22 protein-coding genes are annotated in these 23,165 nt (G+C 55.1%); 10 read left to right on the top strand and 12 right to left on the bottom strand.

The features are described 5' to 3' along the window. Positions 1-3: 3 nt before the first annotated feature. Genes recF through dnaA form a run of 3 tightly spaced genes read right to left on the bottom strand, consistent with a single transcriptional unit; the run spans position 4 to position 3,576 of the window. Positions 4-1,077, bottom strand: coding sequence for a DNA replication/repair protein RecF (gene recF, locus IM299_RS17040; RefSeq protein ID WP_041911734.1), 1,074 nt, complete (start codon positions 1,075-1,077; stop codon positions 4-6). Next, complete coding sequence (gene dnaN, locus IM299_RS17035) at positions 1,077-2,177, bottom strand: DNA polymerase III subunit beta (protein WP_008500170.1); 1,101 nt, start codon at positions 2,175-2,177, stop codon at positions 1,077-1,079. The genes recF and dnaN overlap by 1 nt, the downstream gene beginning before the upstream one ends. A gap of 4 nt (positions 2,178-2,181) precedes the next feature. Further along, a complete protein-coding gene (gene dnaA / locus IM299_RS17030; protein WP_032644944.1) occupies positions 2,182-3,576 on the bottom strand; it encodes a chromosomal replication initiator protein DnaA in 1,395 nt (464 codons plus the stop codon). A 599-nt stretch (positions 3,577-4,175) separates the two neighbouring features. On the opposite strand from dnaA, the gene rpmH reads away from it, so the two are divergent. From rpmH to IM299_RS16985, 9 genes are all read left to right on the top strand, one after another. Further along, positions 4,176-4,316: a 50S ribosomal protein L34 gene (rpmH, locus tag IM299_RS17025; protein ID WP_000831330.1), complete on the top strand. Its 141-nt coding sequence runs from the start codon at positions 4,176-4,178 to the stop codon at positions 4,314-4,316. Positions 4,317-4,332: 16 nt separating this feature from the next. Continuing rightward, complete coding sequence (rnpA, locus tag IM299_RS17020) at positions 4,333-4,692, top strand: ribonuclease P protein component (protein ID WP_014072458.1); 360 nt, start codon at positions 4,333-4,335, stop codon at positions 4,690-4,692. Next, complete coding sequence (gene yidD / locus IM299_RS17015; protein WP_001307474.1) at positions 4,656-4,913, top strand: membrane protein insertion efficiency factor YidD; 258 nt, start codon at positions 4,656-4,658, stop codon at positions 4,911-4,913. Before rnpA ends, yidD begins: the two co-directional genes overlap by 37 nt. 2 nt (positions 4,914-4,915) lie before the next feature. Further along, the gene (gene yidC / locus IM299_RS17010; protein ID WP_028014931.1) at positions 4,916-6,559 is read left to right on the top strand and encodes a membrane protein insertase YidC; all 1,644 of its coding nucleotides are present in this window, start codon (positions 4,916-4,918) and stop codon (positions 6,557-6,559) included. Positions 6,560-6,631: 72 nt separating this feature from the next. Further along, positions 6,632-7,996, top strand: coding sequence for a tRNA uridine-5-carboxymethylaminomethyl(34) synthesis GTPase MnmE (gene mnmE, locus IM299_RS17005; protein WP_047363221.1), 1,365 nt, complete (start codon positions 6,632-6,634; stop codon positions 7,994-7,996). Positions 7,997-8,107: 111 nt separating this feature from the next. After that, entirely contained in the window at positions 8,108-9,283 is a 1,176-nt protein-coding gene (locus IM299_RS17000; RefSeq protein ID WP_193357843.1) for an MFS transporter, read from the top strand. Continuing rightward, positions 9,252-10,223: an HTH-type transcriptional regulator YidZ gene (yidZ, locus tag IM299_RS16995; protein WP_061096720.1), complete on the top strand. Its 972-nt coding sequence runs from the start codon at positions 9,252-9,254 to the stop codon at positions 10,221-10,223. Before IM299_RS17000 ends, yidZ begins: the two co-directional genes overlap by 32 nt. 122 nt (positions 10,224-10,345) lie before the next feature. Continuing rightward, a complete protein-coding gene (locus IM299_RS16990; RefSeq protein ID WP_041911737.1) occupies positions 10,346-11,092 on the top strand; it encodes a 4'-phosphopantetheinyl transferase superfamily protein in 747 nt (248 codons plus the stop codon). A 36-nt stretch (positions 11,093-11,128) separates the two neighbouring features. Continuing rightward, positions 11,129-11,695, top strand: coding sequence for an NADPH-dependent FMN reductase (locus IM299_RS16985; protein WP_003861147.1), 567 nt, complete (start codon positions 11,129-11,131; stop codon positions 11,693-11,695). A gap of 92 nt (positions 11,696-11,787) precedes the next feature. Here IM299_RS16985 and adeP read toward each other — a convergent pair whose 3' ends face one another. Next, positions 11,788-13,125 (bottom strand): adenine permease AdeP, encoded by a 1,338-nt coding sequence (gene adeP, locus IM299_RS16980; RefSeq protein WP_157846186.1) that lies wholly within the window; start codon positions 13,123-13,125, stop codon positions 11,788-11,790. A 165-nt stretch (positions 13,126-13,290) separates the two neighbouring features. On the opposite strand from adeP, the gene yieH reads away from it, so the two are divergent. Beyond that, complete coding sequence (gene yieH, locus IM299_RS16975) at positions 13,291-13,956, top strand: 6-phosphogluconate phosphatase (RefSeq protein ID WP_193357842.1); 666 nt, start codon at positions 13,291-13,293, stop codon at positions 13,954-13,956. 44 nt (positions 13,957-14,000) lie between these two features. Here yieH and phoU read toward each other — a convergent pair whose 3' ends face one another. The 8 genes from phoU to IM299_RS16935 form a co-directional block, all read right to left on the bottom strand. Further along, positions 14,001-14,726 (bottom strand): phosphate signaling complex protein PhoU, encoded by a 726-nt coding sequence (phoU, locus tag IM299_RS16970; RefSeq protein ID WP_003861153.1) that lies wholly within the window; start codon positions 14,724-14,726, stop codon positions 14,001-14,003. Positions 14,727-14,752: 26 nt separating this feature from the next. Further along, the gene (pstB, locus tag IM299_RS16965; protein ID WP_010426574.1) at positions 14,753-15,526 is read right to left on the bottom strand and encodes a phosphate ABC transporter ATP-binding protein PstB; all 774 of its coding nucleotides are present in this window, start codon (positions 15,524-15,526) and stop codon (positions 14,753-14,755) included. Positions 15,527-15,573: 47 nt separating this feature from the next. After that, positions 15,574-16,464, bottom strand: a complete 891-nt coding sequence (pstA, locus tag IM299_RS16960) for a phosphate ABC transporter permease PstA (RefSeq protein ID WP_014881893.1) — start codon at positions 16,462-16,464, stop codon at positions 15,574-15,576. After that, positions 16,464-17,423 (bottom strand): phosphate ABC transporter permease PstC, encoded by a 960-nt coding sequence (gene pstC, locus IM299_RS16955; RefSeq protein ID WP_193050934.1) that lies wholly within the window; start codon positions 17,421-17,423, stop codon positions 16,464-16,466. The genes pstA and pstC overlap by 1 nt, the downstream gene beginning before the upstream one ends. A gap of 81 nt (positions 17,424-17,504) precedes the next feature. Beyond that, on the bottom strand, positions 17,505-18,545 hold the full coding sequence (gene pstS / locus IM299_RS16950; protein WP_028014923.1) for a phosphate ABC transporter substrate-binding protein PstS: 1,041 nt from the start codon (positions 18,543-18,545) through the stop codon (positions 17,505-17,507). A gap of 256 nt (positions 18,546-18,801) precedes the next feature. Next, the gene (stgD, locus tag IM299_RS16945; RefSeq protein ID WP_227013153.1) at positions 18,802-19,878 is read right to left on the bottom strand and encodes a fimbrial protein StgD; all 1,077 of its coding nucleotides are present in this window, start codon (positions 19,876-19,878) and stop codon (positions 18,802-18,804) included. Between the two features lie 4 nt (positions 19,879-19,882). Continuing rightward, positions 19,883-22,411, bottom strand: a complete 2,529-nt coding sequence (locus tag IM299_RS16940) for a fimbria/pilus outer membrane usher protein (protein ID WP_193357841.1) — start codon at positions 22,409-22,411, stop codon at positions 19,883-19,885. A gap of 20 nt (positions 22,412-22,431) precedes the next feature. Beyond that, the gene (locus tag IM299_RS16935; protein ID WP_193357868.1) at positions 22,432-23,085 is read right to left on the bottom strand and encodes a fimbrial chaperone; all 654 of its coding nucleotides are present in this window, start codon (positions 23,083-23,085) and stop codon (positions 22,432-22,434) included. Between the last annotated feature and the right edge of the window lie 80 nt (positions 23,086-23,165).

Genomic DNA, 23,165 nt, shown 5'->3' with positions numbered 1-23,165 from the left:
GGGTTAATCCGTTATTTTACCCTTTTCCACGGTAAACATCTTCGAATTTTCGTCCGACATGTCCATAACGTGTTCAGCGCTAATGGCGCTGACGAAAACCTGCGACTGCGTGGCTTTTAAGCGGCTGGCAAGCAGCCCGCGCCGCGCGTCGTCAAGTTCCGAGGCAAAATCATCTATCAGGTACAGGCAGCGTCGTCCGCTCTCGCGGGTGAGGAACTCCCCCTGCGCCAGGCGTAGCGCGCACATCAGGAGCTTGAGCTGCCCGCGCGACAGCGTGTCTTCCACCGGCGCACCGTCGGCACGAATGCGGAAATCCGCCTTGTGCGGGCCGTGCGCGGTGTAGGTCAACATCCGATCGCGCTCGAAGCTTCTCTCTAACACCTCGGCATAATCCGTCTCTTTCTCCCAGCCACGCTGGAAGGAGAAGGTGAGAGAGAACTCGGGTAAAAACTGTTTGCAAGTGTCGGCCATATCTTCGGCGATACCCGCGCTGTATTCGGCACGCCAGCGGCTGATCTGTTCCGCAAGAGGGATGAGTTCCATGTCCCACGGACGCAGCTGGGCGTAGCGCGTGACCTGGCGCAACGCGGCGTTACGCTGTTTAAGCAAACGCTTCAGGTTGCTCCAGGCGTTAAAGAAACCGGCTTCATTGTGAAAGCATCCCCAGTCGAGGAACGCTCTTCTGTATTTGGGGCCGCCGTTGAGTAAAGTAAACCCCTCGGGCGTAATCAGCTGCATTGGCATCAGCAACGCCAGCTCCGCCACCTTGTGGCCGTCGGTGCCGTCGATGCGCACCTTGCTGTCGCCCAGCTTGTCTTTGGTCAGGCCGATGGCGGTTTCCCGCTCTGCGCCCTGCAAACGCCCGTGCAGAACAAAGGATTCCTGCTCGTGGCGAATGACGCGACCAATCTGCAAACTGCGAAACGCCCGGCCATGGCCGAGCGTATAGATGGCTTCCAGCACGCTGGTTTTGCCGCTGCCGTTCGCGCCAACCAGGAAGTTAAAGCCGGGGGATAAAGCGAGATCCGCGCTTTCGATATTGCGAAAGTCGCGGATCAACAGACGGGTGAGCGACATTACAGTCTCATTGGCATGACAACATAAGCCGCGCTTTGGCTGGCCGCATCTTCAATCTGTACGCTCGAAACGGAGTCGGTCAGCAGAATGCGCACATTCTCGCATTTCAGTGCATTGAGCACATCCAGCACGTAGCTGACGTTGAAGCCGATTTCCATCTCAGCCCCGGCGTAGGTGACGTCCAGAATCTCTTCTGCCTCTTCCTGCTCCGGGTTGTTGGCGGTGATTTTGATCTGGTTTTCACTCACGTACAGGCGTACGCCGCGGAATTTCTCGTTCGAGAGAATGGCCGCGCGGGCAAACGCCTGCTTGAGGCTATCGCAGCCCGCTTCCAGCGTTTTGTCCGGGTTCTTCGGCAATACGCGGCGATAATCCGGGAAACGGCCATCAACCAGCTTCGAAGTGAAGACAAAATCGCCCACGTGGGCACGGATATTATTGCTGCCAATCTGCACCCGCAGCGGCGTGTCACCGCCGTCGAGCATACGCATCAGTTCAATCACGCCTTTACGCGGCACGATCACCGAATGGTTCGGCAGCGAGTCGCCAATCGGCATGGAACAGACCGCCAGACGGTGGCCGTCTGTGGCCACGGTACGCAGCTCTTCACCTTCGGTTTCGAACAGCATGCCGTTTAAGTAGTAACGAACATCCTGATGCGCCATGGAGAACTGCGTGGCTTCAATCAGACGCTTCATCGTCGCCTGCGGAAGAGTGAATTCAACTTCACTCTGCCAGTCGTCCAGGTTCGGGAAGTCCGCAGCGGGTAGCGTGGAAAGGGAGAAACGGCTGCGGCCAGAGCGCACCAGCATGCGGTCGCCCTCCAGCTGCACGGCGATTTCAGCGCCTTCCGGCAACCCGCGGCAAATATCAAAGAATTTACGTGCCGGAACCGTGGTCGCGCCCGCGTCGTGCGGCTGCGTCAACGTAACGCGCGCGATCATTTCCATTTCCAGATCTGTACCGGTCAGCGACAGCGTACCGTCCGCGACCTGAAGCAGCAGGTTTCCGAGAATAGGCAGCGTTGGGCGGCCGCCTAATGGGCCACTCACCTGTTGCAGCGGTTTTAATAAATGTTCACGTTCAACGGTAAATTTCATAGCGTCACGATGATAATGTTCTGATTAGATTGGAAAAATCTTCTTTTATGTCGTGGCTTTCTTCGCGTAACTGCTCAATCTTGCGACAAGCGTGCAGCACGGTCGTATGGTCACGGCCACCAAACGCATCGCCGATTTCCGGCAGACTGTGGTTGGTTAACTCCTTTGCCAGCGCCATCGCCATCTGACGCGGACGCGCCACCGAGCGGGAACGACGTTTAGACAGTAAATCTGCCACTTTGATCTTGTAGTACTCAGCCACCGTCTTTTGAATATTGTCGATGGTGACCAGTTTTTCCTGCAATGCCAATAAATCGCGCAGTGCTTCACGCACAAAATCGATGGTGATCGCACGACCGGTGAAGTTGGCATTGGCAATAACGCGGTTCAGCGCCCCTTCCAGCTCACGCACGTTGGAGCGCAGGCGCTTGGCGATGAAGAACGCCACTTCACCCGGCAGGCGGATGTCGTTCTCATCGGCTTTCTTCATCAGGATCGCGACGCGGGTTTCCAGCTCCGGTGGCTCGATCGCCACGGTCAGGCCCCAGCCGAAGCGGGATTTCAGACGATCTTCAACGCCATTGATCTCTTTAGGATAACGATCCGAGGTCAAAATGATCTGCTGATTACCTTCCAGCAGGGCGTTGAAGGTGTGGAAAAACTCTTCCTGCGATCGTTCTTTATTGGCAAAGAACTGGATGTCATCGATCAGCAGCGCGTCAACGGAACGGTAGTAGCGTTTAAACTCTTCGATTGCATTGTTTTGCAGGGCTTTTACCATGTCCTGAACGAAGCGCTCGGAGTGCATATACACCACTTTCGCGTTGGGCTTGCGCGCCATAATGCCGTTACCCACCGCATGCAGCAGGTGGGTTTTACCGAGACCCGTGCCGCCATACAGGAACAGCGGGTTGTAAGCACCGCCGGGGTTATCGGCAACCTGACGGGCTGCCGCGCGCGCCAGTTGGTTGGACTTACCTTCAACGAAGTTATCGAACGTGTGTTTCACGTTAACGTTAGAGCGGTAGGTTGGCTCTGCGGGGGCAGGGACGTTATCCCAGCCCTGACGAGCAGGTGCAACGCGAGGCGCCGGAGCCGGAACAGCCTGAGCGGGCGCGGCTACATTTACGGTTTCACGAACGGTTTGGGTGACCGGCTTTGTGCCCACTTCAAAACGCAGCTGTGGGACATCTGACCCGCAAAAATCGTTCAGCAGGCCATTGATGTTATTGAGGTACTTGTCTCTTACCCAATCGAGCACAAAACGGTTTGGCGCATACAAAGCCAGCGTGTTATCGCTCAGCTCCGCCTGCAACGGGCGGATCCACATACTGAATTCTGTGGCTGGTAACTCATCCTGCAATCGGGCAAGACACTGCTGCCAAAGCGAAAGTGACACGGCGGACTCCACTCGAACAATAAAAGAAAACTATTGAATATTCATGATTGTTGGCGCACATCGACATGACCCTGTGTAAAGGGGGACGTGCGAATTGCTATCTGCAATTTATCCTGACCAGGATCCTGGGATCCCGATCGGGACCGCGGATCATAGCGTAAACTGAGCCAGAGATCTTCTGTTTCTCACAGATTCTTCCCGATTTATCCACAGGAAGATCCGAAACGGGGTAAGTGTAAACGATCCTGGCGCGAGTGCCCCGCGATTTAGCCCGCATATTGGAAAATTTAATGAGCAGCGACAATTTATTGCTTAAATGATCTAACGAAGATCCGGGACGATCCTTGCGCTTTGTTGGCGAGGCCGTATAATCCTCGACCCGGCGCGTGATGCTCATCTTCCTGCGTCGTCCGTTGCTCATTTTCCACGCGAAATCGTGCGGAAATACGCGGGAAATAAGGAAAGAGAATTGACTCCGGAGTGTACAATTATTACAATCCGGCCTCTTTAATCACCCACGGCTTCGGCGTCCGTCATTCGAAACTCGGTCGGGCATCCGCAAAAGTCATGAATTTTTTCAAGTTTAGGTAGAAATCGCCATGAAACGCACTTTTCAACCGTCTGTACTGAAGCGCAACCGTTCTCACGGCTTCCGTGCTCGTATGGCTACTAAAAATGGTCGTCAGGTTCTGGCACGTCGTCGTGCTAAAGGCCGCGCTCGTCTGACCGTTTCCAAGTAATAAAGCTAACCCCTGAGTGGTTAAGCTAGCATTTCCCAGGGAGTTACGTTTGTTAACTCCCACTCATTTCACTTTCGTCTTCCAGCAGCCACAACGGGCTGGCACGCCGCAAATCACCATCCTCGGCCGCCAAAATTCGCTGGGGCATCCCCGCATCGGTCTCACAGTCGCTAAGAAAAACGTTAAGCGTGCGCATGAACGCAACCGGATTAAACGTCTGACGCGTGAAAGCTTCCGTTTACGTCAGCACGAACTGCCTTCTATGGATTTCGTGGTGGTGGCTAAAAAGGGGGTTGCCGACCTCGATAACCGTGCTCTCTCGGAAGCGTTGGAAAAATTATGGCGCCGCCACTGTCGCCTGGCTCACGGGTCCTGATAGCCCTCATTCGGGTCTATCAACGCCTGATTAGTCCGCTACTCGGGCCGCACTGCCGTTTCACACCAACATGCTCAAGCTACGGAATTGAGGCATTGCGCAGGTTTGGAGTGATAAAAGGCAGTTGGTTGACGGTGAAACGCGTATTAAAATGCCACCCTTTACACCCCGGTGGAGACGACCCCGTCCCCCCAGGACCTTTTGATACCAGAGAACACTAACGATGGATTCGCAACGCAATCTTCTTATCATCGCTTTGTTGTTCGTGTCTTTCATGATCTGGCAGGCATGGGAGCAGGATAAAAATCCTCAACCCCAGCAGCAGACCACGCAGACCACGACCACCGCAGCGGGTAGCGCCGCCGACCAGGGCGTACCGGCCAGTGGCCAGGGGAAACAGATTACGGTTAAGACCGATGTGCTTGAGCTGACTATCAACACCCGTGGTGGTGATGTTGAGCAGGCGCTGCTGTTGACCTACCCGAAAGAGCTGAAGTCTAACGAACCGTTCCAGTTACTGGAAACCACACCGGAGTTCCTGTATCAGGCGCAGAGCGGCCTGACCGGTCGTGATGGCCCGGACAATCCGGCTAACGGTGCGCGTCCACTGTATAACGTCGAGAACGACACCTTTGTACTGGCCGATGGCCAGAACGAACTCGTTATCCCGATGACCTACACCGACGCGGCAGGCAACACCTTCACCAAAACCTTCACCCTGAAACGCGGTGAGTATGCGGTGAACGTGGGCTACAGCGTACAGAACGCCGGTGCGAAACCGCTGGAACTGTCTACCTTCGGTCAGCTGAAGCAGTCCATCAATCTGCCGTCACACCGTGACACCGGAAGCAGCAACTTTGCGCTGCATACCTTCCGTGGCGCGGCGTACTCCACGCCTGATGCGAAGTACGAGAAATACAAATTCGACACCATTGCCGATAACGAAAACCTGAACGTCAGCTCCAAAGGCGGTTGGGTCGCAATGCTGCAGCAGTATTTCGCGACCGCGTGGATCCCGAATAACGACGGTACGAATAACTTCTACACCGCGAACCTGGGCAACGGTATTGCAGCCATCGGCTACAAATCACAGCCTGTTCTGGTTCAGCCGGGTCAAACCGGTAAGCTGGCAAGCACCCTGTGGGTCGGCCCGGAAATCCAGGACAAAATGGCTGCCGTCGCGCCGCACCTGGATCTGACCGTTGATTACGGCTGGTTGTGGTTCATCTCTCAGCCGCTGTTTAAGCTGCTGAAGTTCATCCACAGCTTCCTGGGTAACTGGGGCTTCTCCATCATCGTTATCACCTTCATCGTTCGTGGCATCATGTACCCGCTGACCAAAGCGCAGTACACCTCCATGGCGAAGATGCGCATGCTGCAGCCGAAGATTCAGGCGATGCGTGAGCGTCTGGGCGATGATAAACAGCGTCAGAGCCAGGAAATGATGGCCCTGTATAAGGCAGAGAAAGTGAACCCACTGGGTGGTTGCTTCCCGCTGCTGATTCAGATGCCAATCTTCCTTGCGCTGTACTACATGCTGATGGGTTCCGTTGAGCTGCGCCACGCGCCGTTCGCTCTTTGGATCCATGACCTGTCCGCACAGGACCCGTACTACATCCTGCCGATCCTGATGGGCGTGACGATGTTCTTCATCCAGAAGATGTCGCCAACCACCGTGACCGACCCGATGCAGCAGAAGATCATGACCTTTATGCCGGTCATCTTCACCGTGTTCTTCCTGTGGTTCCCGTCAGGTCTGGTGCTGTACTATATCGTCAGCAACCTGGTGACCATCATCCAGCAGCAGCTGATTTACCGTGGTCTGGAAAAACGTGGCCTGCATAGCCGCGAAAAGAAAAAGTCCTGATTCGGTAAGATAACGCTAAAATAAGGGCGGTCGATTGACCGCCTTTTTTATTTGTATTGAACGAGACCAACCATGAGCCATAACGACACTATCGTCGCCCAGGCAACCCCACCGGGACGCGGTGGTGTAGGCATTCTGCGCATCTCCGGCCTGAAGGCACGCGAGGTGGCCGAAGCGGTGCTGGGTAAACTGCCAAAGCCGCGCTACGCTGATTACCTGCCGTTTAAAGATGCCGACGGCACGGCGCTGGACCAGGGCATTGCGCTGTGGTTCCCCGGCCCGAACTCCTTTACCGGCGAAGACGTGCTGGAACTTCAAGGCCACGGCGGCCCGGTTATCCTCGACCTGCTGTTAAAACGTATTCTGACCCTGCCGGGCCTGCGCATTGCGAAGCCGGGCGAATTCTCCGAGCGTGCCTTCCTGAACGACAAACTCGACCTGGCACAGGCCGAGGCGATTGCAGACCTGATCGACGCCAGCTCTGAACAGGCGGCCCGCTCCGCCCTGAACTCGCTGCAGGGCGCGTTTTCCGCACGTGTGAATCACCTTGTGGAAGCACTTACTCACCTGCGCATCTACGTGGAAGCGGCTATCGACTTCCCGGACGAGGAGATCGATTTCCTCTCTGACGGTAAAATCGAAGCCCAGCTCAACCAGGTGATGAGCGATCTCGACGCCGTTCGCGCCGAAGCGCGTCAGGGCAGCCTGCTGCGTGAAGGGATGAAGGTCGTCATTGCTGGTCGCCCTAACGCCGGGAAATCGAGCCTGCTGAACGCCCTGGCGGGCCGTGAAGCGGCAATCGTAACCGACATAGCCGGTACCACCCGCGACGTGCTGCGCGAGCACATCCACATCGACGGCATGCCGCTGCACATTATCGATACCGCGGGCCTGCGCGATGCCAGCGATGAAGTCGAGCGTATCGGTATTGAACGCGCCTGGCAGGAGATTGAGCAGGCCGACCGAGTGCTGTTTATGGTAGATGGCACCACGACCGACGCCGTTGACCCGGCGGAGATCTGGCCGGACTTTATCGCCCGTCTGCCGGCCAAGCTGCCTATCACCGTGGTGCGTAACAAAGCGGACGTTACCGGCGAAACGCTGGGCATCAGCGATGTGAATGGTCACTCACTTATTCGCCTTTCGGCACGTACAGGGGAAGGCGTGGAAGCCCTGCGTAACCATCTCAAGCAGAGCATGGGCTTTGACACCAGCATGGAAGGCGGCTTCCTGGCGCGTCGCCGTCACCTGCAGGCGCTGGAAGAGGCGGCACGCCATCTTGACCAGGGTAAAGCGCAGCTGATTGGTGCGTGGGCGGGTGAACTGCTGGCGGAAGAACTGCGTCTGGCGCAGCAGAATCTGAGCGAGATCACCGGGGAGTTCACGTCGGACGATCTGTTGGGCAGGATTTTCTCGAGCTTCTGTATTGGTAAGTAATTCCCGCTAATCCATGGTGATTTCCTCCCAGGAAATCACCATTGTCCAAATGGCAACTCGCTTAATCCCTTTTCACCCCCTATCCTGCATGCCTGCATCTATGGGGGGTTTATGGCGCGTTTTCTGTTTTGTAGTTTCGCATTAGTTCTGCTTTATCCGTCGGGTATTGATATGTATCTGGTGGGATTACCGCACATCGCTCGCGATCTGGGTGCCAGCGAAGCGCAGCTGCATATCGCGTTTTCGGCCTACCTCGCAGGAATGGCGTCGTCGATGGTCTTTGCCGGGAAGATCGCGGATAAGGCTGGCCGTCAGCCCGTCGCAATTACCGGAGCCATCATCTTTGCCCTGGCCTCTCTTCTCTGCTCACAGGCACAGAACAGTACCTTGTTCCTGGCAGGACGGTTCATCCAGGGCATTGGTGCCGGCGGCTGTTACGTGGTGGCGTTTGCCATTTTGCGCGATACCTTAAGCGCCCAGCGCCGTGCTAAAGTGCTCTCCATGCTGAACGGGATAACCTGCATCATTCCGGTGCTGGCACCGGTTGTAGGCTATCTGATCATGCTGAAATTCCCGTGGCAGAGCCTGTTCTGGACCATGGCTGCAATGGGCGCCCTGGTCTTTGTGCTGTCGATCGCCGTACTGAAAGAAACCCACCCGGGCTCGCAGAACACCGGCCATACCGCAACCATTCATCCGGCAGAGAAACTTCTCAATCGCTTTTTCCTCAGCCGTCTGGCCGTAACCACGTTAAGCGTGGCGGTGATCCTGACGTATGTAAACGTTTCCCCGGTGTTGCTGATGGAAACCATGGGTTTCGATCGCGGTGAGTATTCCACGGTGATGGCATTAACCGCTATGGTCAGTATGGCCGTCTCATTTTCTACCCCCTTCGCGCTGAATCTCTTCCGCCAGCGCACGCTGATGCTGACCTCACAGGTTTTATTCCTTGCCGCAGGCGCGATCCTGGCAACCACCAGCTCGCATGCGCTGATGCTGGTGGGCATTACGCTCATCTGTGCCGGGTTCTCGGTTGGCTTTGGCGTGGCGATGAGTCAGGCGCTCGGCCCGTTCTCGCTGCGGGCAGGCGTGGCAAGCTCGGTCCTGGGGATCGCGCAGGTCTGCGGTTCGTCTCTGTGGATATGGCTGGCGGCAGTCATCGGACTTAACGCGCTCAATATGCTGATCGGGATTCTGATTGGCTGTAGCATAGTCTGCATCACCTTACTTATGGTCATCCAGCCCGCGGCACAGTATGAAGAAGCCCATCAGCAGTCTCGATCTTAACCTGTTGCTTTGCCTGCAGCTTTTGCTGCAGGAGCGCAGCGTCACCAAAGCCGCAAAGCGGATGAACGTGACGCCGTCGGCGGTGAGTAAATCGCTGGCCAGGCTGCGCGACTGGTTTGACGACCCTCTGTTTGTCAAAACGCCGTTAGGGCTGCTACCTACGCCGCTGACGGTCAGCCTGGAGCAGGATTTGGCCGACTGGATGCAGATTGGCAACCAGATCCTCGATAAATCTCACCATGATTCGCCTGGCGGGCTGACGTTTGTGCTGGCCGCCGAAACGCCGCTGATGCTCATCCGCTTTAACGCCCTGCTTGAGCAGGTGAACCAGCGTTATCCGCAGGCGACGGTGAAGGTGCGTCACTGGGATTACGACTCGCTGGACGCCATTACGCGCGGGGAAGTGGACGTTGGCTTCACCGGTCGCGAAACCCACCCGCGCTCGCGTGAACTGCTGAAACTGATGCCGTGGTTTATCGACTACGAAATCCTGTTTAGCGACCGTCCATACGTCTATTTGCGTGAGGACCACCCCGCTCTGCAGGAGGAGTGGAATCTGGAGACCTTCCTGCGCTATCCCCATATCAGTATCTTCTGGGAACGGAGCGACACCTGGGCGCTGGATGAGGTGCTAAAAGAGATGGGGCGGGAGAGAAACATTGCCATGTGTTTGCCGGGCTTTGAGCAGTCGATGTTTATGGCGGCGCAGCCCGGCCATAACTATATCGCCACGGCTCCCCACTACTGCCGCCACTACAATGAACTCCACCAGCGGAAGCTGATCGCGCTTCCTATTCCCATTGACGAAGCGCAGGCTGAAAAGCTGACCGTTCCCTTCACGCTGATCTGGCATAAACGGAACAGCCATAATCCGAAAATCCTCTGGCTGCGGGAGACCATCAAGGCGTTGTACGGTGGCAGCGATCCAATTTTTGCCTAAGAAAATGTAAAGTTCGGCCTTCAGGCTTCTCTTACTCCGATTTACTGATTAAAACAGGAGCCAAGTTAAGCGATAATCATGTAACCGTTTAACCGATTACGACCATTATCAAGGAGCGAAAAATGGCAACGCACTTTGCAAGAGGGATACTTACAGAAGGACGTCTCGTATCGGCCAGACTCTCTTCAGCCTGTCACAGTGAGGCGCTCAAACTCCCCGAACACCGCAGGACGCGGTTTTTAGCCTCGAGAGCACTTCTCGCAGAACTGCTGTTTATGCTGTACGGCACCAGCGAACTGCCGGAGATCGTCACACAACCAGAAGGCCGCCCGGTCTTTGCTGACCCGGAACTCCCCCGTTTTTCCATTGCCTATACGGGCAATATCATTGGCGTGGCGCTGACCACCGAAGGGGATTGCGGGCTGGATATGGAGCTTCAGCGTGCTACGCGGAGCTTCCACGGTGCTAACGCGCATAACGACTACCCGCTCTCCAGCAATGAAAAGCTGTGGGTACGCAATCAAAACGATCCTGTTGAAGCCAGAGCCCAACTCATTACCCTGCGTCAGAGCATTCGTAAGCTCTGTGGATGTGCGTCTGACGATGCCAGTCTGTTGCAACTGCTGCCAGGATCAGGACGCCTGCGCGCCACGAGAGCCACGCTGGTTGAAGCGCTCAGCGATGCTGAGGACGTGTTGATCTGGTCCATTGCCGTCACCCCGGCCATCGAACGCATGAAAATCTGGGAATTTGACAGCCAACAGGGATGGCGTAGCCTTCCTGATGTGCCCGAGCGCGCCAACGAGCCCGCCGCGCGTCTGATGCGTTTAACCAGTTTACCGGCAGAAAAAGCATTTACCCATAGCTGATCCAATCAGGGTCATCATGATGAAACAGGAGTAATCATGTCTGATACGTTGAAAGTAGTTACGTTACTGGGAAGCCTGCGCAAAGGTTCATTTAACGGAATGGTTGCCCGCACGCTGCCGCAGCTGGCCCCGGCAGGTATGGAAATTAGCGCCCTGCCATCTATTGGCGATATCCCGCTGTATGATGCAGATGTCCAGCAGGAAGAGGGGTTCCCGCAGAGCGTGGAGGCGATAGCCGAGCAGATCCGCCAGGCCGACGGTGTGGTCATTGTCACGCCGGAGTATAACTACTCGGTTCCGGGTGGCCTGAAGAACGCGATTGACTGGTTATCCCGTTTACCGGAGCAGCCGCTGTCTGGCAAACCGGTGCTGATCCAGACCAGCTCAATGGGCGCGATTGGTGGCGCACGCTGCCAGTATCACCTGCGTCAGATCCTGGTGTTCCTGGATGCGATGGTGATGAACAAGCCGGAATTTATGGGCGGTGTGATTCAAAACAAGGTCGACCCGCAGACGGGTGAAGTGGTGGATCAGAGCACGCGTGACCATCTCTCTGGCCAGCTGACCGCGTTTGGGGATTATATTAAGCGGGTGAAGGCGTAAGATAATTGCGGCCTGATGCCCTCACCCTGACCCGCTCCCACGGGGAGAGGGAACAAACACTAAAGCCCTTTTCGAAGAAAAGGGCTTACTGTTTATTTGGCGTCAATAAATACAATCTTCAACACAAACAGCAGCGCAACGATAATCACGCACGGGCTGAGTTCGCGGAAGCGGCCGGTACCGATCTTCATTACGCAGTAAGAGATAAAGCCCAGCGCGATACCTTCGGTGATCGAGAAGCTGAACGGCATCATCACGGCGGTAATAAAGGCCGGCACCGCTTCGGTTAAATCTTCCCACTTCACGCGCGCCAGGCTCGACGTCATCAGCACGCCCACGTAAATCAGCGCGCCGGCAGCCGCATACGGTGGAACCATACCCGCCAGCGGAGAGAGGAAGATCACCAGCAGGAACAGGATACCCACCACCACCGCCGTCAGGCCGGTACGGCCACCCACGGACACGCCGGAAGAGGATTCAATGTAAGCGGTAACAGACGAGGTGCCGATGAAAGAGCCGGCGACGGACGAGATGCTGTCCACATACAGCGCCTGCTTCATGCGCGGGAATTTGCCTTTCTCGTCAGCCAGACCCGCTTTGTCCGTCACGCCGATCAGCGTACCGGAGGAGTCAAACAGGTTGACCAGCATGAAGGAGAAGATCACGCCCGCCAGGCCCAGGTTCAGGGAACCCGCCAGGTCAACGTGACCAACAACGGTAGAGACGCTCGGTGGCGCCGAGACGATTCCCTTGTAGTGAACGTCGCCAAGCATCCAGCCCAGAAGCGTCGTCACAATGATAGAAACCAGCACCGCAGCGTGGATGTTGCGCGACGCCAGGATCGCGATGATGAAGAAGCCCAGCACGCCCAGCAGCACACTGTGCGAGGTCAGGTTACCGATGCTCACCAGCGTTTCCGGGTTCGCCACGATCACACCGGCGTTTTTCAGACCCATCATGCCGATGAACAGACCGATACCGCTGGTGATACCCACGCGCAGGCTCACCGGGATATTGGCAATCATCCAGTAGCGGACGCGGAAGATGGTCAGCAGCAGCAGGCCGACCGCACCCCAGAAGATAGCGCCCATACCAACCTGCCACGGCAGGCCCATCGCCTGAACCACCACGAACGCGAAGAACGCATTCAGGCCCATAGCGGGTGCCAGCGCCACGGGCAGGTTAGCGAAAACGCCCATCAGGATGCTGCCAAGGGCCGCGATCAGACAGGTGGTAACAAAGACGGCGCTGGTGTCCATGCCAGCCACGCCCAGAATTTGCGGGTTCACAAAAACGATATAGACCATCGTCAGGAAGGTGGTGAAACCGGCGATCACTTCGGTGCGTGCCGTTGTGCCGTGCTCGCGCAGTTTGAATACGCGCTCAAGCAGACCCTGACCAGATGTCTGGGTTGTGTGTTGTTGACTCATCATCAATTTCCGAACAAGGAGGGAAAATTCGTCGCTATCCTATACCAAAATGCGACAATAGTGGCGGTTACGGGATACTTTTTTCATTGATTATGCTTATACGGCAACGATTGCGTCTCGTAAATGTGTCGTACGTAAACGTTAAACTTGTTAAAAGGGAAGGGCATGTCCGGAATTGAAGCGGTATTTTTCGACTGTGACGGTACGCTGGTCGACAGTGAGGTCATTTGTTCCCGCGCGTATGTCGCCATGTTCCAGGAATTTGGCATTACGCTCGATCTCGAAGAGGTGTTCAAACGCTTTAAGGGCGTGAAGCTGTACGAGATCATCGACATCATTAACGAAGAGCACGGGGTGGATCTGGCGAAAGCGGAGCTGGAACCGGTGTACCGCGCCGAGGTCGCACGCCTCTTTGACTCAGAACTGGAAGTTATTGCCGGGGCTAACGCGCTGCTGGATGCGATGACGGTGCCAATCTGCGTAGTTTCCAACGGTCCGGTCAGCAAAATGCAGCATTCACTGGGCAAGCTTGAAATGCTGCACCACTTTCCGGAAAAACTGTTCAGCGGCTACGATATCCAGCGCTGGAAGCCCGATCCGGCGCTGATGTTCCACGCGGCGAAAGCGATGAACGTCAACGTGGAGAACTGCATTCTGGTGGATGACTCGCCTGCGGGCACCCAGTCGGGGATTGATGCGGGGATGGAGGTGTTTTACTTCTGTGCCGATCCGCACAACAAGCCGATCGATCATCCAAAAGTGACGACCTTTACCGATCTGGCGCAATTGCCAGAGTTGTGGAAGGCACGCGGGTGGGATATTACGCGTTAAGCTAACGTAGGGCGGGTAAGCGCCAGCGCCACCCGCCACAACCATCACTCTTTCGGATCTTTACCCGCCAGCAGCTTGTCCAGCTCGTCGCCGCCCACGTGACGGAAGTCCTGACCCTTCACGAAGTAGAAAATATATTCGCAAATGTTCTGGCAGCGGTCGCCGATACGCTCGATAGAGCGCGCGCAGAACAGGGCCGTCAGCACGCTTGGGATGGTACGGGAATCTTCCATCATGTAGGTCATCAGCTGACGCACAATGCCTTCATACTCCTGGTCGACTTTCTTGTCTTCACGGTAGATACGCACCGCTTCGTCCAGATCCATACGCGCAAAGGCATCCAGCACGTCGTGCAGCATCTGCACAGTGTGGCGGCCCAGCGACTCCAGGCTCACCAGCAGCGGCTGATGCTGCTGGGAAAACTTCTCCAGCGCGGTGCGGCAGATTTTATCCGCCACGTCACCAATACGTTCCAGCTCGGCGATGGTTTTAATGATCGCCATTACCAGACGCAGGTCGCTCGCGGTCGGCTGACGCTTGGCGATAATACGCACGCAGGCTTCGTCGATCGCCACTTCCATCATGTTGACGTTATGGTCGCCTTCGATGACGCGCTTCGCCAGCTCGCTGTCCTGGTTATGCATTGCCGTAATCGCATCAGAAAGCTGCTGCTCGACCATGCCACCCATGGTCATCACCTGCGTGCGAATACTTTCCAGCTCTGCGTTGAACTGGCCTGAAATGTGTTTATTAAGATTGAGGTTGTCCATGGTTTCTCCACATGCACTAAGGCAAATCAACCGTAGCGGCCAGTAATATAATCTTCGGTTTGTTTCTTCGCGGGCCGGGTGAACAGCGCGTCCGTATCGCTGAACTCAATCAACTCGCCCAGGTACATAAACGCCGTGTGATCTGAGCAACGCGCAGCCTGCTGCATGTTGTGGGTCACGATAACCACGGTGTAATCCTGCTTCAGCTCGGTGATCAGCTCTTCAATACGGCCGGTTGAGATCGGGTCCAGCGCTGAACATGGTTCATCCAGCAGCAACACTTCCGGGCGAATGGCGATACCGCGCGCAATGCACAGACGCTGCTGTTGACCACCGGAGAGAGAGTACCCGCTCTGATGAAGTTTATCTTTGGTTTCGTTCCATAATGCGGCCTTGGTCAATGCCCACTGCACGCGCTCGTCCATGTCCGCCCGGGAGAGCTTCTCAAACAGGCGAACGCCAAACGCGATGTTGTCATAGATGGACATCGGGAACGGCGTCGGTTTCTGGAACACCATGCCCACTTTGGCACGCAGCAGGGCGATATCCTGGGCTTGGGTCAGAATGTTTTCGCCATCCAGGATAATTTCACCTTCAGCGCGCTGCTCCGGATAGAGCGAATACATTTTGTTAAAGGTACGCAGCAGCGTGGACTTGCCACAGCCAGACGGACCGATGAATGCCGTGACCTGGTTCTTCGCGATATCCAGGTTGATGTTCTTCAGGGCATGGAATTTGCCGTAGTAGAAGTTCAAATCACGAACCTGAATCTTACCCGGGGCAGTATCAACCATACTCATTGACTCATTTCCTCATTCGACGCCGCGAGCTGCCGCGCCGTAAAAAATTAACCGTGTTTCTTCTTCGCGAAAATGACGCGCGCCAGAATGTTCAGCAACAGTACGCAAAGGGTGATGATCAGCACCCCGGCCCAGGCCAGCTGCTGCCATTCCGCGAATGGGCTCATCGCAAATTTAAAGATCGTCACCGGCAGGTTGGCGATCGGCTGCATCATGTCCGTGCTCCAGAACTGGTTGGAGAGGGCAGTAAACAGCAGCGGTGCCGTTTCACCAGCAATACGGGCGATAGCCAGCAGGATACCGGTCATGATCCCGGAGACCGACGCTTTGAGGGTGATCGCAGAAATCATTTTCCATTTCGGCGTACCCAGCGCGTAAGCTGCTTCACGCAGGCTATCCGGCACCAGTTTCAGCATGTTTTCGGTGGTACGAATGACGATAGGCACCTGCAGCAGCGCCAGCGCAATTACGCCTGCCCAGCCGGAGAAGTGTTCCATTTGCGCGACTACAATGGTGTAAACAAACAGGCCCACGACAATCGACGGAGCGGAAAGCAGGATGTCGTTAATGAAGCGAATCACCTCTGCCAGCCAGGATTTACGCCCGTACTCGGCCAGGTAGATGCCGGCCATGATGCCCAGCGGCGTACCGAAAACGGTCGCCCACAGGATCAGCAGGCCGCTGCCCGCCAGGGCGTTCGCCAGACCACCACCTGCCGTATTTGGCGGCGGCGTCATCTCGGTGAACAGCGCCAGAGACATTCCATCAATACCACGGGTGATGGTGGACATCAGGATCCAGATCAGCCAGAACAGGCCGAATGCCATCGTTGCCATGGAAAGCGTCAGCGCAATGCGGTTTTTAAAACGACGCTTCGCCTGCATTTTGCGGCGGGATTCGGCAAGCTGAGCGGTGCTTTGCATTTCGAGAGTTGCCATCAGCGTGCCCCCTCATTTTTCGCGAGACGCAGGATCATCAGCTTGGAAATCGCCAGAACAATGAAGGTGATAACGAACAGAATCAGACCTAGTTCCATCAGCGCTGCGACGTGAAGCCCGGATTCCGCTTCGGCAAATTCGTTTGCCAGCGCGGAGGTAATACTGTTACCCGGCATATAGAGCGAGACGCTGTCGAGCTGGTAGGTGTTACCGATGATAAAGGTGACCGCCATAGTTTCACCCAGCGCGCGACCTAAGCCCAGCATTACGCCGCCGATCACCCCATTTTTGGTGAACGGAAGGACAATGCGCCAGATAACTTCCCAGGTGGTACAGCCGATGCCGTAGGCCGACTCTTTCATCATCACCGGGGTTTGTTCGAAGACATCGCGCATTACCGCCGCAATGTACGGAATAATCATGATGGCGAGGATCACACCTGCCGCCAGAATACCGATACCGAATGCCGGGCCAGAGAACAGGGCTCCCACAAACGGAACAGCGGAGAGAACATTACCTACCGGCTCCTGGAAGTACGTGGCAAACAGCGGCGCAAAGATAAACAGGCCCCACATGCCGTATACGATACTTGGGATGGCCGCCAGCAGTTCGATGGCAATACCCAGCGGGCGACGCAGCCAGCCCGGCGCCAGCTCCGTCAGGAACAGCGCAATACCGAAGCTTACCGGAACCGCAATCAGCAGGGCGATGAACGAGGTCACCAGCGTACCGTAAATCGGCACCAGCGCACCGTAGATATCGTTCGGCGCGTCCCACTCTTTGGTCCACAGGAAGGAGAAACCGAATTTCTGAATGCTCGGCCAGGAGGAGAAAATCAGAGACACGATAATGCCGCCCAGCAGCAATAGCACAATCAGCGCAGCCAGTTTGACCAGCGCGCCGAAAATCATGTCACCTTTTTTACCCGGAGGGTTAAATGCAGGCTTGGTTGCAGCCATAAATCACTCTTCTGTTAAACGCGTTTACGAAATCGGCGGGTAAGCGCAAGCGCCACCCGCCATTTTCGTCAGAATGCTAAATTAATACAATGCCTTACCGCTGCTGTCTTTCACGTTGGTTTTCCATGCAGCACGAATCTGCTCAACCACGCTGTCTGGCAGGCTGGCGTAATCCAGGTCGTTAGCCTGTTTGCCGCCGTTTTTGTATGCCCAGTCAAAGAACTTCAGCACTTCAGTACCTTGCTCTGGTTTCTTCTGATCTTTGTGAATCAGAATGAACGTTGTAGAAGTGATTGGCCACGCGTTGTCGCCTTTCTGGTTAGTCAGATCCTGTGCGAAGGATTTGCTCCAGTCAGCGCCTTTCGCTGCGTTAGCGAAGTTCTCTTCAGTTGGGCTAACCGGTTTGCCGTCAGCAGAAACCAGTTTGGTGTAAGCCAGGTTGTTCTGCTTAGCGTAAGCGTATTCTACGTAACCGATAGAGCCAGGCAGACGCTGTACGAAGGCAGCGATGCCGTCGTTACCTTTACCGCCCAGACCGGTTGGCCAGTTAACGGTAGAGCCGGAGCCGACTTTCGATTTCCACTCTTCGTTCACTTTTGCCAGGTAGCTGGTGAACACGAAGGAGGTACCAGAGCCGTCAGCGCGGCGAACCACAGCGATGTTCTGCGAAGGCAGCTTAACGCCAGGGTTCAGCTTAGTGATGGCTTCGTCATCCCATTTTTTGATTTTGCCCAGGTAGATGTCGCCCAGGGTTTTGCCGTCCAGCACCAGCTCGCCTGATTTCAGGCCAGGGATGTTAACGGCCAGCACAACGCCGCCGATCACGGTCGGGAACTGGAACAGGCCTTCCTGATTCAGTTTTTCATCAGACAGCGGAGCGTCGGATGCGCCGAAATCAACGGTATTCGCGGTAATTTGTTTTACGCCACCGGAGGAGCCGATACCCTGATAGTTAACCTTGTTACCGGTTTCTTTCTGGTAGGTATCCGCCCATTTGGCATACACCGGCGCAGGGAAGGTTGCACCAGCGCCAGTCAGGCTTGCTGCTGCAAAAGCAGAGAAAGCGCTCAGAGATAAGGTCGCGGCGACAACAGTTGCGACAGTGGTACGCATAACTTTCATAATGTCTCCTGCAAGGATTTCGTAAATCATTGTTTAAGTGGCTACGATGAGCAAAATAGGACAAACAGGTGACAGATAAATGTACGAATTATGACAGTTTTATGACAATGCATGCATGCACGTTAACCTCATGAATAAAAACATGATTTTATTTTGCGCAATGCAGCGTTATGAAAGGAAGTGTGGTTCAGAATGGAAAAAATGACAATGACTGTAATATGTAACAGGGGCGGAAACATTTCGCCCCTGTGTTTACTCAGTTGGCGATCTCCAGCGTGATGGTGGCGTAGGCGTCAAAGGTCCCCGGCCTGGGCTGAGCGCCTGTCGCACTGGCTGGCGCCGCGGAAAACGTCAGCGAGTTGGTTTCTGCCCCCTGATTGTTCGGCCCCCTGTCCATACTCATGCTGCCGCCGTTCACAGTCACCACGCGGTCGGCCTTGTCATAAATGACAATCCCGACATCATCATTACCGTTCACTTTCATTATTGTGGCGCTGGAGTCAACCGGATCGGCATGAAATGAGGAGTAGACGATATTTTCATCCCTTATTCCGGTGCACTGGACGAGGATGGTTTTTGTCACCTTGTGGCTGGAAACGGGCGTGCCCTGCACCGCAGAAAACGCCGTGGCAGGGATTTTACCAAAATCGATTTCCAGCGACTGCCCCGCCGCAATCTCACAGTTTTGCGGCGCGACGATATCACCCGAAATACGAATTTCGGCCAGCTTGTCGGTACTTGCTAAAGAGGATTGCTCGTCTATTCCGCCGTACAGATCCGCGACGATGGTGCCCGGTACCGTCACTTTGCCGATAAAAGGTTTGTTAACCAGAAACGACAGCTTGATCTCCGATCCGGTATCCAGCGTCGCCTGGTCGCCTTCTACTCCGTTCGCTGCGCAATACATGCCTGAGATTACGCGGTTTTGCTCCGCAGAAAAGGGAACCGGGAGAAAGTTACGTCCCAATACATGAATCGAGGTGGCAATACTCAAGTTGTCATTCAGTCTATAGTAGGTATAACCGTTACTCGTCGTATCTGCGTTCAGAGGCGAAGTGGCCGTATAGTAAATCTCCCGAAAGGTGGTGCTATAGCGCGTCAGGCAATTACATTCAACTTTATAGGTCGTGGGGGACGTTAAGGTCTCCAGATCTCTTATCTCCATACCTGCTTTATTTTTGTCAGCCGGTATTTGCTGATTATTCACATTCAGATTGTAGAGATAGGTTCCACCTACTGCATGGCAGATCCCATCCCCCGCAAGCGCAGCCTTGCTCCATGTACTGAATAAAAGCGTCATTACAACAAACAGCCTTTTCGAACCGAATTTCATTGCGCTATCCCTGTTGGCAAACTGCCGTTGTCTGAACCAGCTCGACACCTGTCGGCTTGTTGATGTGGTAATTCACCGTGCAGCGACTGGCATTTCCCTTTCCCCAGTTCAGTAAAAACGTACCTTCTTCCGGCATGCCGGAAAGGTAGACATCGCCGTTATCCCCGACAATGCCGGTCACGCTGCCGGACTCAAGCTCCGCGGACGCCATCGTGCCAAAGGGGACGGGTTGTCCATTCGCCTGACGAACGTTAAACAAGATGCGATAGCCAACGTGCGTAACAAATTCAGCCTTCACCACGGCGCCACGAGTGGGCACCAGGGTAAGGACGCTGTTATCAAGTTCGACGTTGGCTTTGGCGAAGTAATCGCTGTCGAAAGCGACACGGTTTTCATCGTAGGGGTTGAGCTGCGTCTGGACAGTAAAGCCCCGCCAGTCAGTGGCGATGCCACCAGCGTTTTCCAGCTCAAGACCGGCGGCTCCGGGGGCTTTAATCAGCGCGACGGTCTCACCCAGCTCCTGGGAAAAAGTGATCCCTTCGCTGTGTGCCAGAATGCCGCCTTTCACACCATAGTTAAGGCGCTCTGATTCCCGGCTATAGTCATAGCTGGCATTCACCGATCCGTATGTTCCGTCATACCCAAGTCCTGCACTGCCGTTGCTCTCTCGTTCATCAGCATCCCAGGATTGCTGAATGTTATAAGAGAGGTTATGTCCTTCAAGCGCCGTACCGTTTACGCCTATCTGATGCATCCCTTTACCGTGGTTATTTTGCGTCGCGCTATACGAGACGTAGCTGTTGCTGAGCCAGCCCGATAGCGGAACCGATACGGAAAACATGAAGATCTGCTCGCTTTCTGATGAGGTGCTATCGGCATCCTGGCGGCCGCTGGAAGTGGTGGCAGAATCCGAATAGTTCCAGGAGAGGTTCCAGGAGATAGAATGCCAGCTGTTGCTGTAGCCGAATTGCACCAGTCGTTCGACAACGTCCGTCTTCCAGTACTGCTGGCGGCTCAACGTCAGATAGAGGTTGCCCATACCTTCGCCGAAGGTTTGGGTCCACGTACCTTCCAGCCTGCTGCGCCGGTTACCGGTTACCCAGAAATCGCTTTGGTTATTCTGGCGTGAAGCCCACTCATTCAGCGTGTAGTACCCTTCCGTCGAGTACCGATAACCCACCAGCCGGAGCGTCGTGTCGGTATCATCAAAGCGTTTTGAATAGAGGAAACGATAAGACTGCCCCTGTTCATTGTCGTTCTCGTCGAACCAGGCGGCTGCGTGAGTGGCGTCAAAGGAGAGCGCGCCCAGCGACCCCATATCCTTGCCGACTCCGAGCGCAGCGGCGCGATAATCCTGCGCCAGCTGCATGCCGCCGTACAGCGTTAATCCCCACGGCATACCGCGCAGCAGCTGAGCCTGAAACACCTCCGGTGTGAAAGATTGTTGGTCGCGCAACTCACCAGCGCTGATATCCACATCGGTCTGTCCCTCGCGCTTCAGTATGGCTAACGACGCATAGGGCTGCGTGAAGCGTTGTTCGCTGCCGTCCTCTTCTTTGATGGTGACATCCAGATCACCGCCTGAGTGGGTAGTATTGAGATCGGTCAGCGAAAAGGCGCCCGGCGGAACTGCGGACTGATAAATGACATACCCATTCTGCCTGACGATGACGGTGGCGTTACTTTTTGCCACGCCGCGAACCACCGGAGCAAACCCGTTCTGGCTGGCGGGAAGCATGTCGTTATCAGTATAGAGCCGCACGCCGCGAAGCTGCGTGCTGTCAAACACATCGCTGGCGGTAAACGTATCTCCAATCATCACCTGGCTACGAAGCGCGGCAATATTCCGCTCGGCGTAGGTGCTTATAGTGTCATAGGCTGACTGCCCGTTGCTGATATTGAGGATGCTGTAGTTGCGAAGGCGCCATGCCCCCACGTTTATCCCGTTGCGCAGGTTGAGGTAGTAAAACGCCTCGTCATCACCGTCATCGTCGCGAAGCGTTTCAGAGCCTGAAAAATCATAATTCACCATCAATGCGTTAATGCCTTCATCCCAGCGGGAAGGGCTTATCGCATCATGGGCAGCGGCATCAATATAAATCTGCGGGATGGTCAGATTGAGGGCCAGCTCATCCGTATTAAACGTCGAGGTCGCCCCCTCTATCACCGCCGCAGGACGGATACACTGCTTCTCGTCGATCTCTGCCAGCGCCTTTACCGCTTCAACTTTTACGCCAAAGGAGGCCAGGACGCTTTTCGCATCCACAAAACAGGGGGTGATTTCCGCCTCTGCATTATCCTGAACAAACGTCACGACGCGTTGTTCAATACGCTTACCGTTAACAAAAATATCGACCTTGTAATCCCCGGCAGGCAGGCTGTTTGCCCGGTTGAACTGGCTGATGTCCACATCAACGGGACGATCGATCTCCAGCAAGGCGGGATTAAACAGATCCTTTGCCGCAGACATTTTCGCAGCAGAAAAGAATATCCCTGAGATCATCAGGAATTTTATGAGCGGTGAGGAGGCCATTTGCCAGGATATCCCGATGATCAGAGGGTAAGCGCAATAGCGTTACTGATGCCGCCGTAGTCATTGACGTAGCGCCAGACCATGTTATGACCGGACGTTCCCGCAGGCAGCGGAAGACGCAGGGTTTCAAACGGGCGGATAATATTCAAAGGCACATCCTTCCCGTCGACCGTCACATTCATCACGTTGACGTGAATGGCGTTGGGATTATGCACAACCAAAAAACCGCCTTCGGTATGCCAGGTGACTTTCGGCGCGGCGGCTTCCGGGGTGACCTTGAGCGCAGCCGGACGCCAGAAGAGTTTGATGCGCGTTTTGATGGCGATTTCCAGCTGGTTTGGGCTGTTGCCCGAAGGCGGAATATTTTTTACGTTCAGCCAAAAGACGGATTCGCGATCGTCAGGCAGTGCCCCTTTAACTTTCATAATCCGCAGAATTTTTTCCTGCTGCGGCTCAAGCCGGGAAACCGGAGGAATAACGGTAAAAGGTGGTGTAGCGCGATCGCGACTTTCGAAGGGATCAACCCATGTCTGAATCAAATAGGGCAGCGTATTATCATTGTTACGAACCGAAATGGTCGCATCGGATTTATCACTGGAATATATAATACGCGTTCCACCAATAATGATGCCCGCGGTTGAAAAACATGAAAAAAAGACCAGCCACAGCGTCATGAGTACGCCGAATAACACTCTTATCACGAAATAATCCTTTATATAAAGAGCCTGGCAGAAAAAGGGCAACCATCAGGCTC

The organism is Enterobacter cloacae complex sp. P47BA, assembly GCF_014930485.1.
Lineage (GTDB): Bacteria > Pseudomonadota > Gammaproteobacteria > Enterobacterales > Enterobacteriaceae > Enterobacter > Enterobacter bugandensis.
The sequence above is the reverse complement of the archived record's forward strand: the minus strand, read 5'-3'. Positions and strand labels throughout refer to the sequence as shown.

Bases quoted from the DNA above. Each gene is read 5' to 3' on its own strand.
- recF (WP_041911734.1), bottom strand. From the start codon at position 1,077: ATGTCGCTCACCCGTCTGTTGATCCGCGACTTTCGCAATATCGAAAGC.
- IM299_RS16990 (WP_041911737.1), top strand. From the start codon at position 10,346: ATGGCAACGCACTTTGCAAGAGGGATACTTACAGAAGGACGTCTCGTA.
- pstB (WP_010426574.1), bottom strand. From the start codon at position 15,526: ATGAGTATGGTTGATACTGCCCCGGGTAAGATTCAGGTTCGTGATTTG.
- yidZ (WP_061096720.1), top strand. From the start codon at position 9,252: ATGAAGAAGCCCATCAGCAGTCTCGATCTTAACCTGTTGCTTTGCCTG.
- pstC (WP_193050934.1), bottom strand. From the start codon at position 17,423: ATGGCTGCAACCAAGCCTGCATTTAACCCTCCGGGTAAAAAAGGTGAC.
- yidD (WP_001307474.1), top strand. From the start codon at position 4,656: ATGGCGCCGCCACTGTCGCCTGGCTCACGGGTCCTGATAGCCCTCATT.
- IM299_RS16940 (WP_193357841.1), bottom strand. From the start codon at position 22,411: ATGGCCTCCTCACCGCTCATAAAATTCCTGATGATCTCAGGGATATTC.
- pstA (WP_014881893.1), bottom strand. From the start codon at position 16,464: ATGGCAACTCTCGAAATGCAAAGCACCGCTCAGCTTGCCGAATCCCGC.
- mnmE (WP_047363221.1), top strand. From the start codon at position 6,632: ATGAGCCATAACGACACTATCGTCGCCCAGGCAACCCCACCGGGACGC.
- stgD (WP_227013153.1), bottom strand. From the start codon at position 19,878: ATGAAATTCGGTTCGAAAAGGCTGTTTGTTGTAATGACGCTTTTATTC.
- adeP (WP_157846186.1), bottom strand. From the start codon at position 13,125: ATGAGTCAACAACACACAACCCAGACATCTGGTCAGGGTCTGCTTGAG.
- pstS (WP_028014923.1), bottom strand. From the start codon at position 18,545: ATGAAAGTTATGCGTACCACTGTCGCAACTGTTGTCGCCGCGACCTTA.
- IM299_RS16985 (WP_003861147.1), top strand. From the start codon at position 11,129: ATGTCTGATACGTTGAAAGTAGTTACGTTACTGGGAAGCCTGCGCAAA.
- IM299_RS17000 (WP_193357843.1), top strand. From the start codon at position 8,108: ATGGCGCGTTTTCTGTTTTGTAGTTTCGCATTAGTTCTGCTTTATCCG.
- rpmH (WP_000831330.1), top strand. From the start codon at position 4,176: ATGAAACGCACTTTTCAACCGTCTGTACTGAAGCGCAACCGTTCTCAC.
- yidC (WP_028014931.1), top strand. From the start codon at position 4,916: ATGGATTCGCAACGCAATCTTCTTATCATCGCTTTGTTGTTCGTGTCT.
- phoU (WP_003861153.1), bottom strand. From the start codon at position 14,726: ATGGACAACCTCAATCTTAATAAACACATTTCAGGCCAGTTCAACGCA.
- IM299_RS16935 (WP_193357868.1), bottom strand. From the start codon at position 23,085: ATGACGCTGTGGCTGGTCTTTTTTTCATGTTTTTCAACCGCGGGCATC.
- yieH (WP_193357842.1), top strand. From the start codon at position 13,291: ATGTCCGGAATTGAAGCGGTATTTTTCGACTGTGACGGTACGCTGGTC.
- dnaN (WP_008500170.1), bottom strand. From the start codon at position 2,177: ATGAAATTTACCGTTGAACGTGAACATTTATTAAAACCGCTGCAACAG.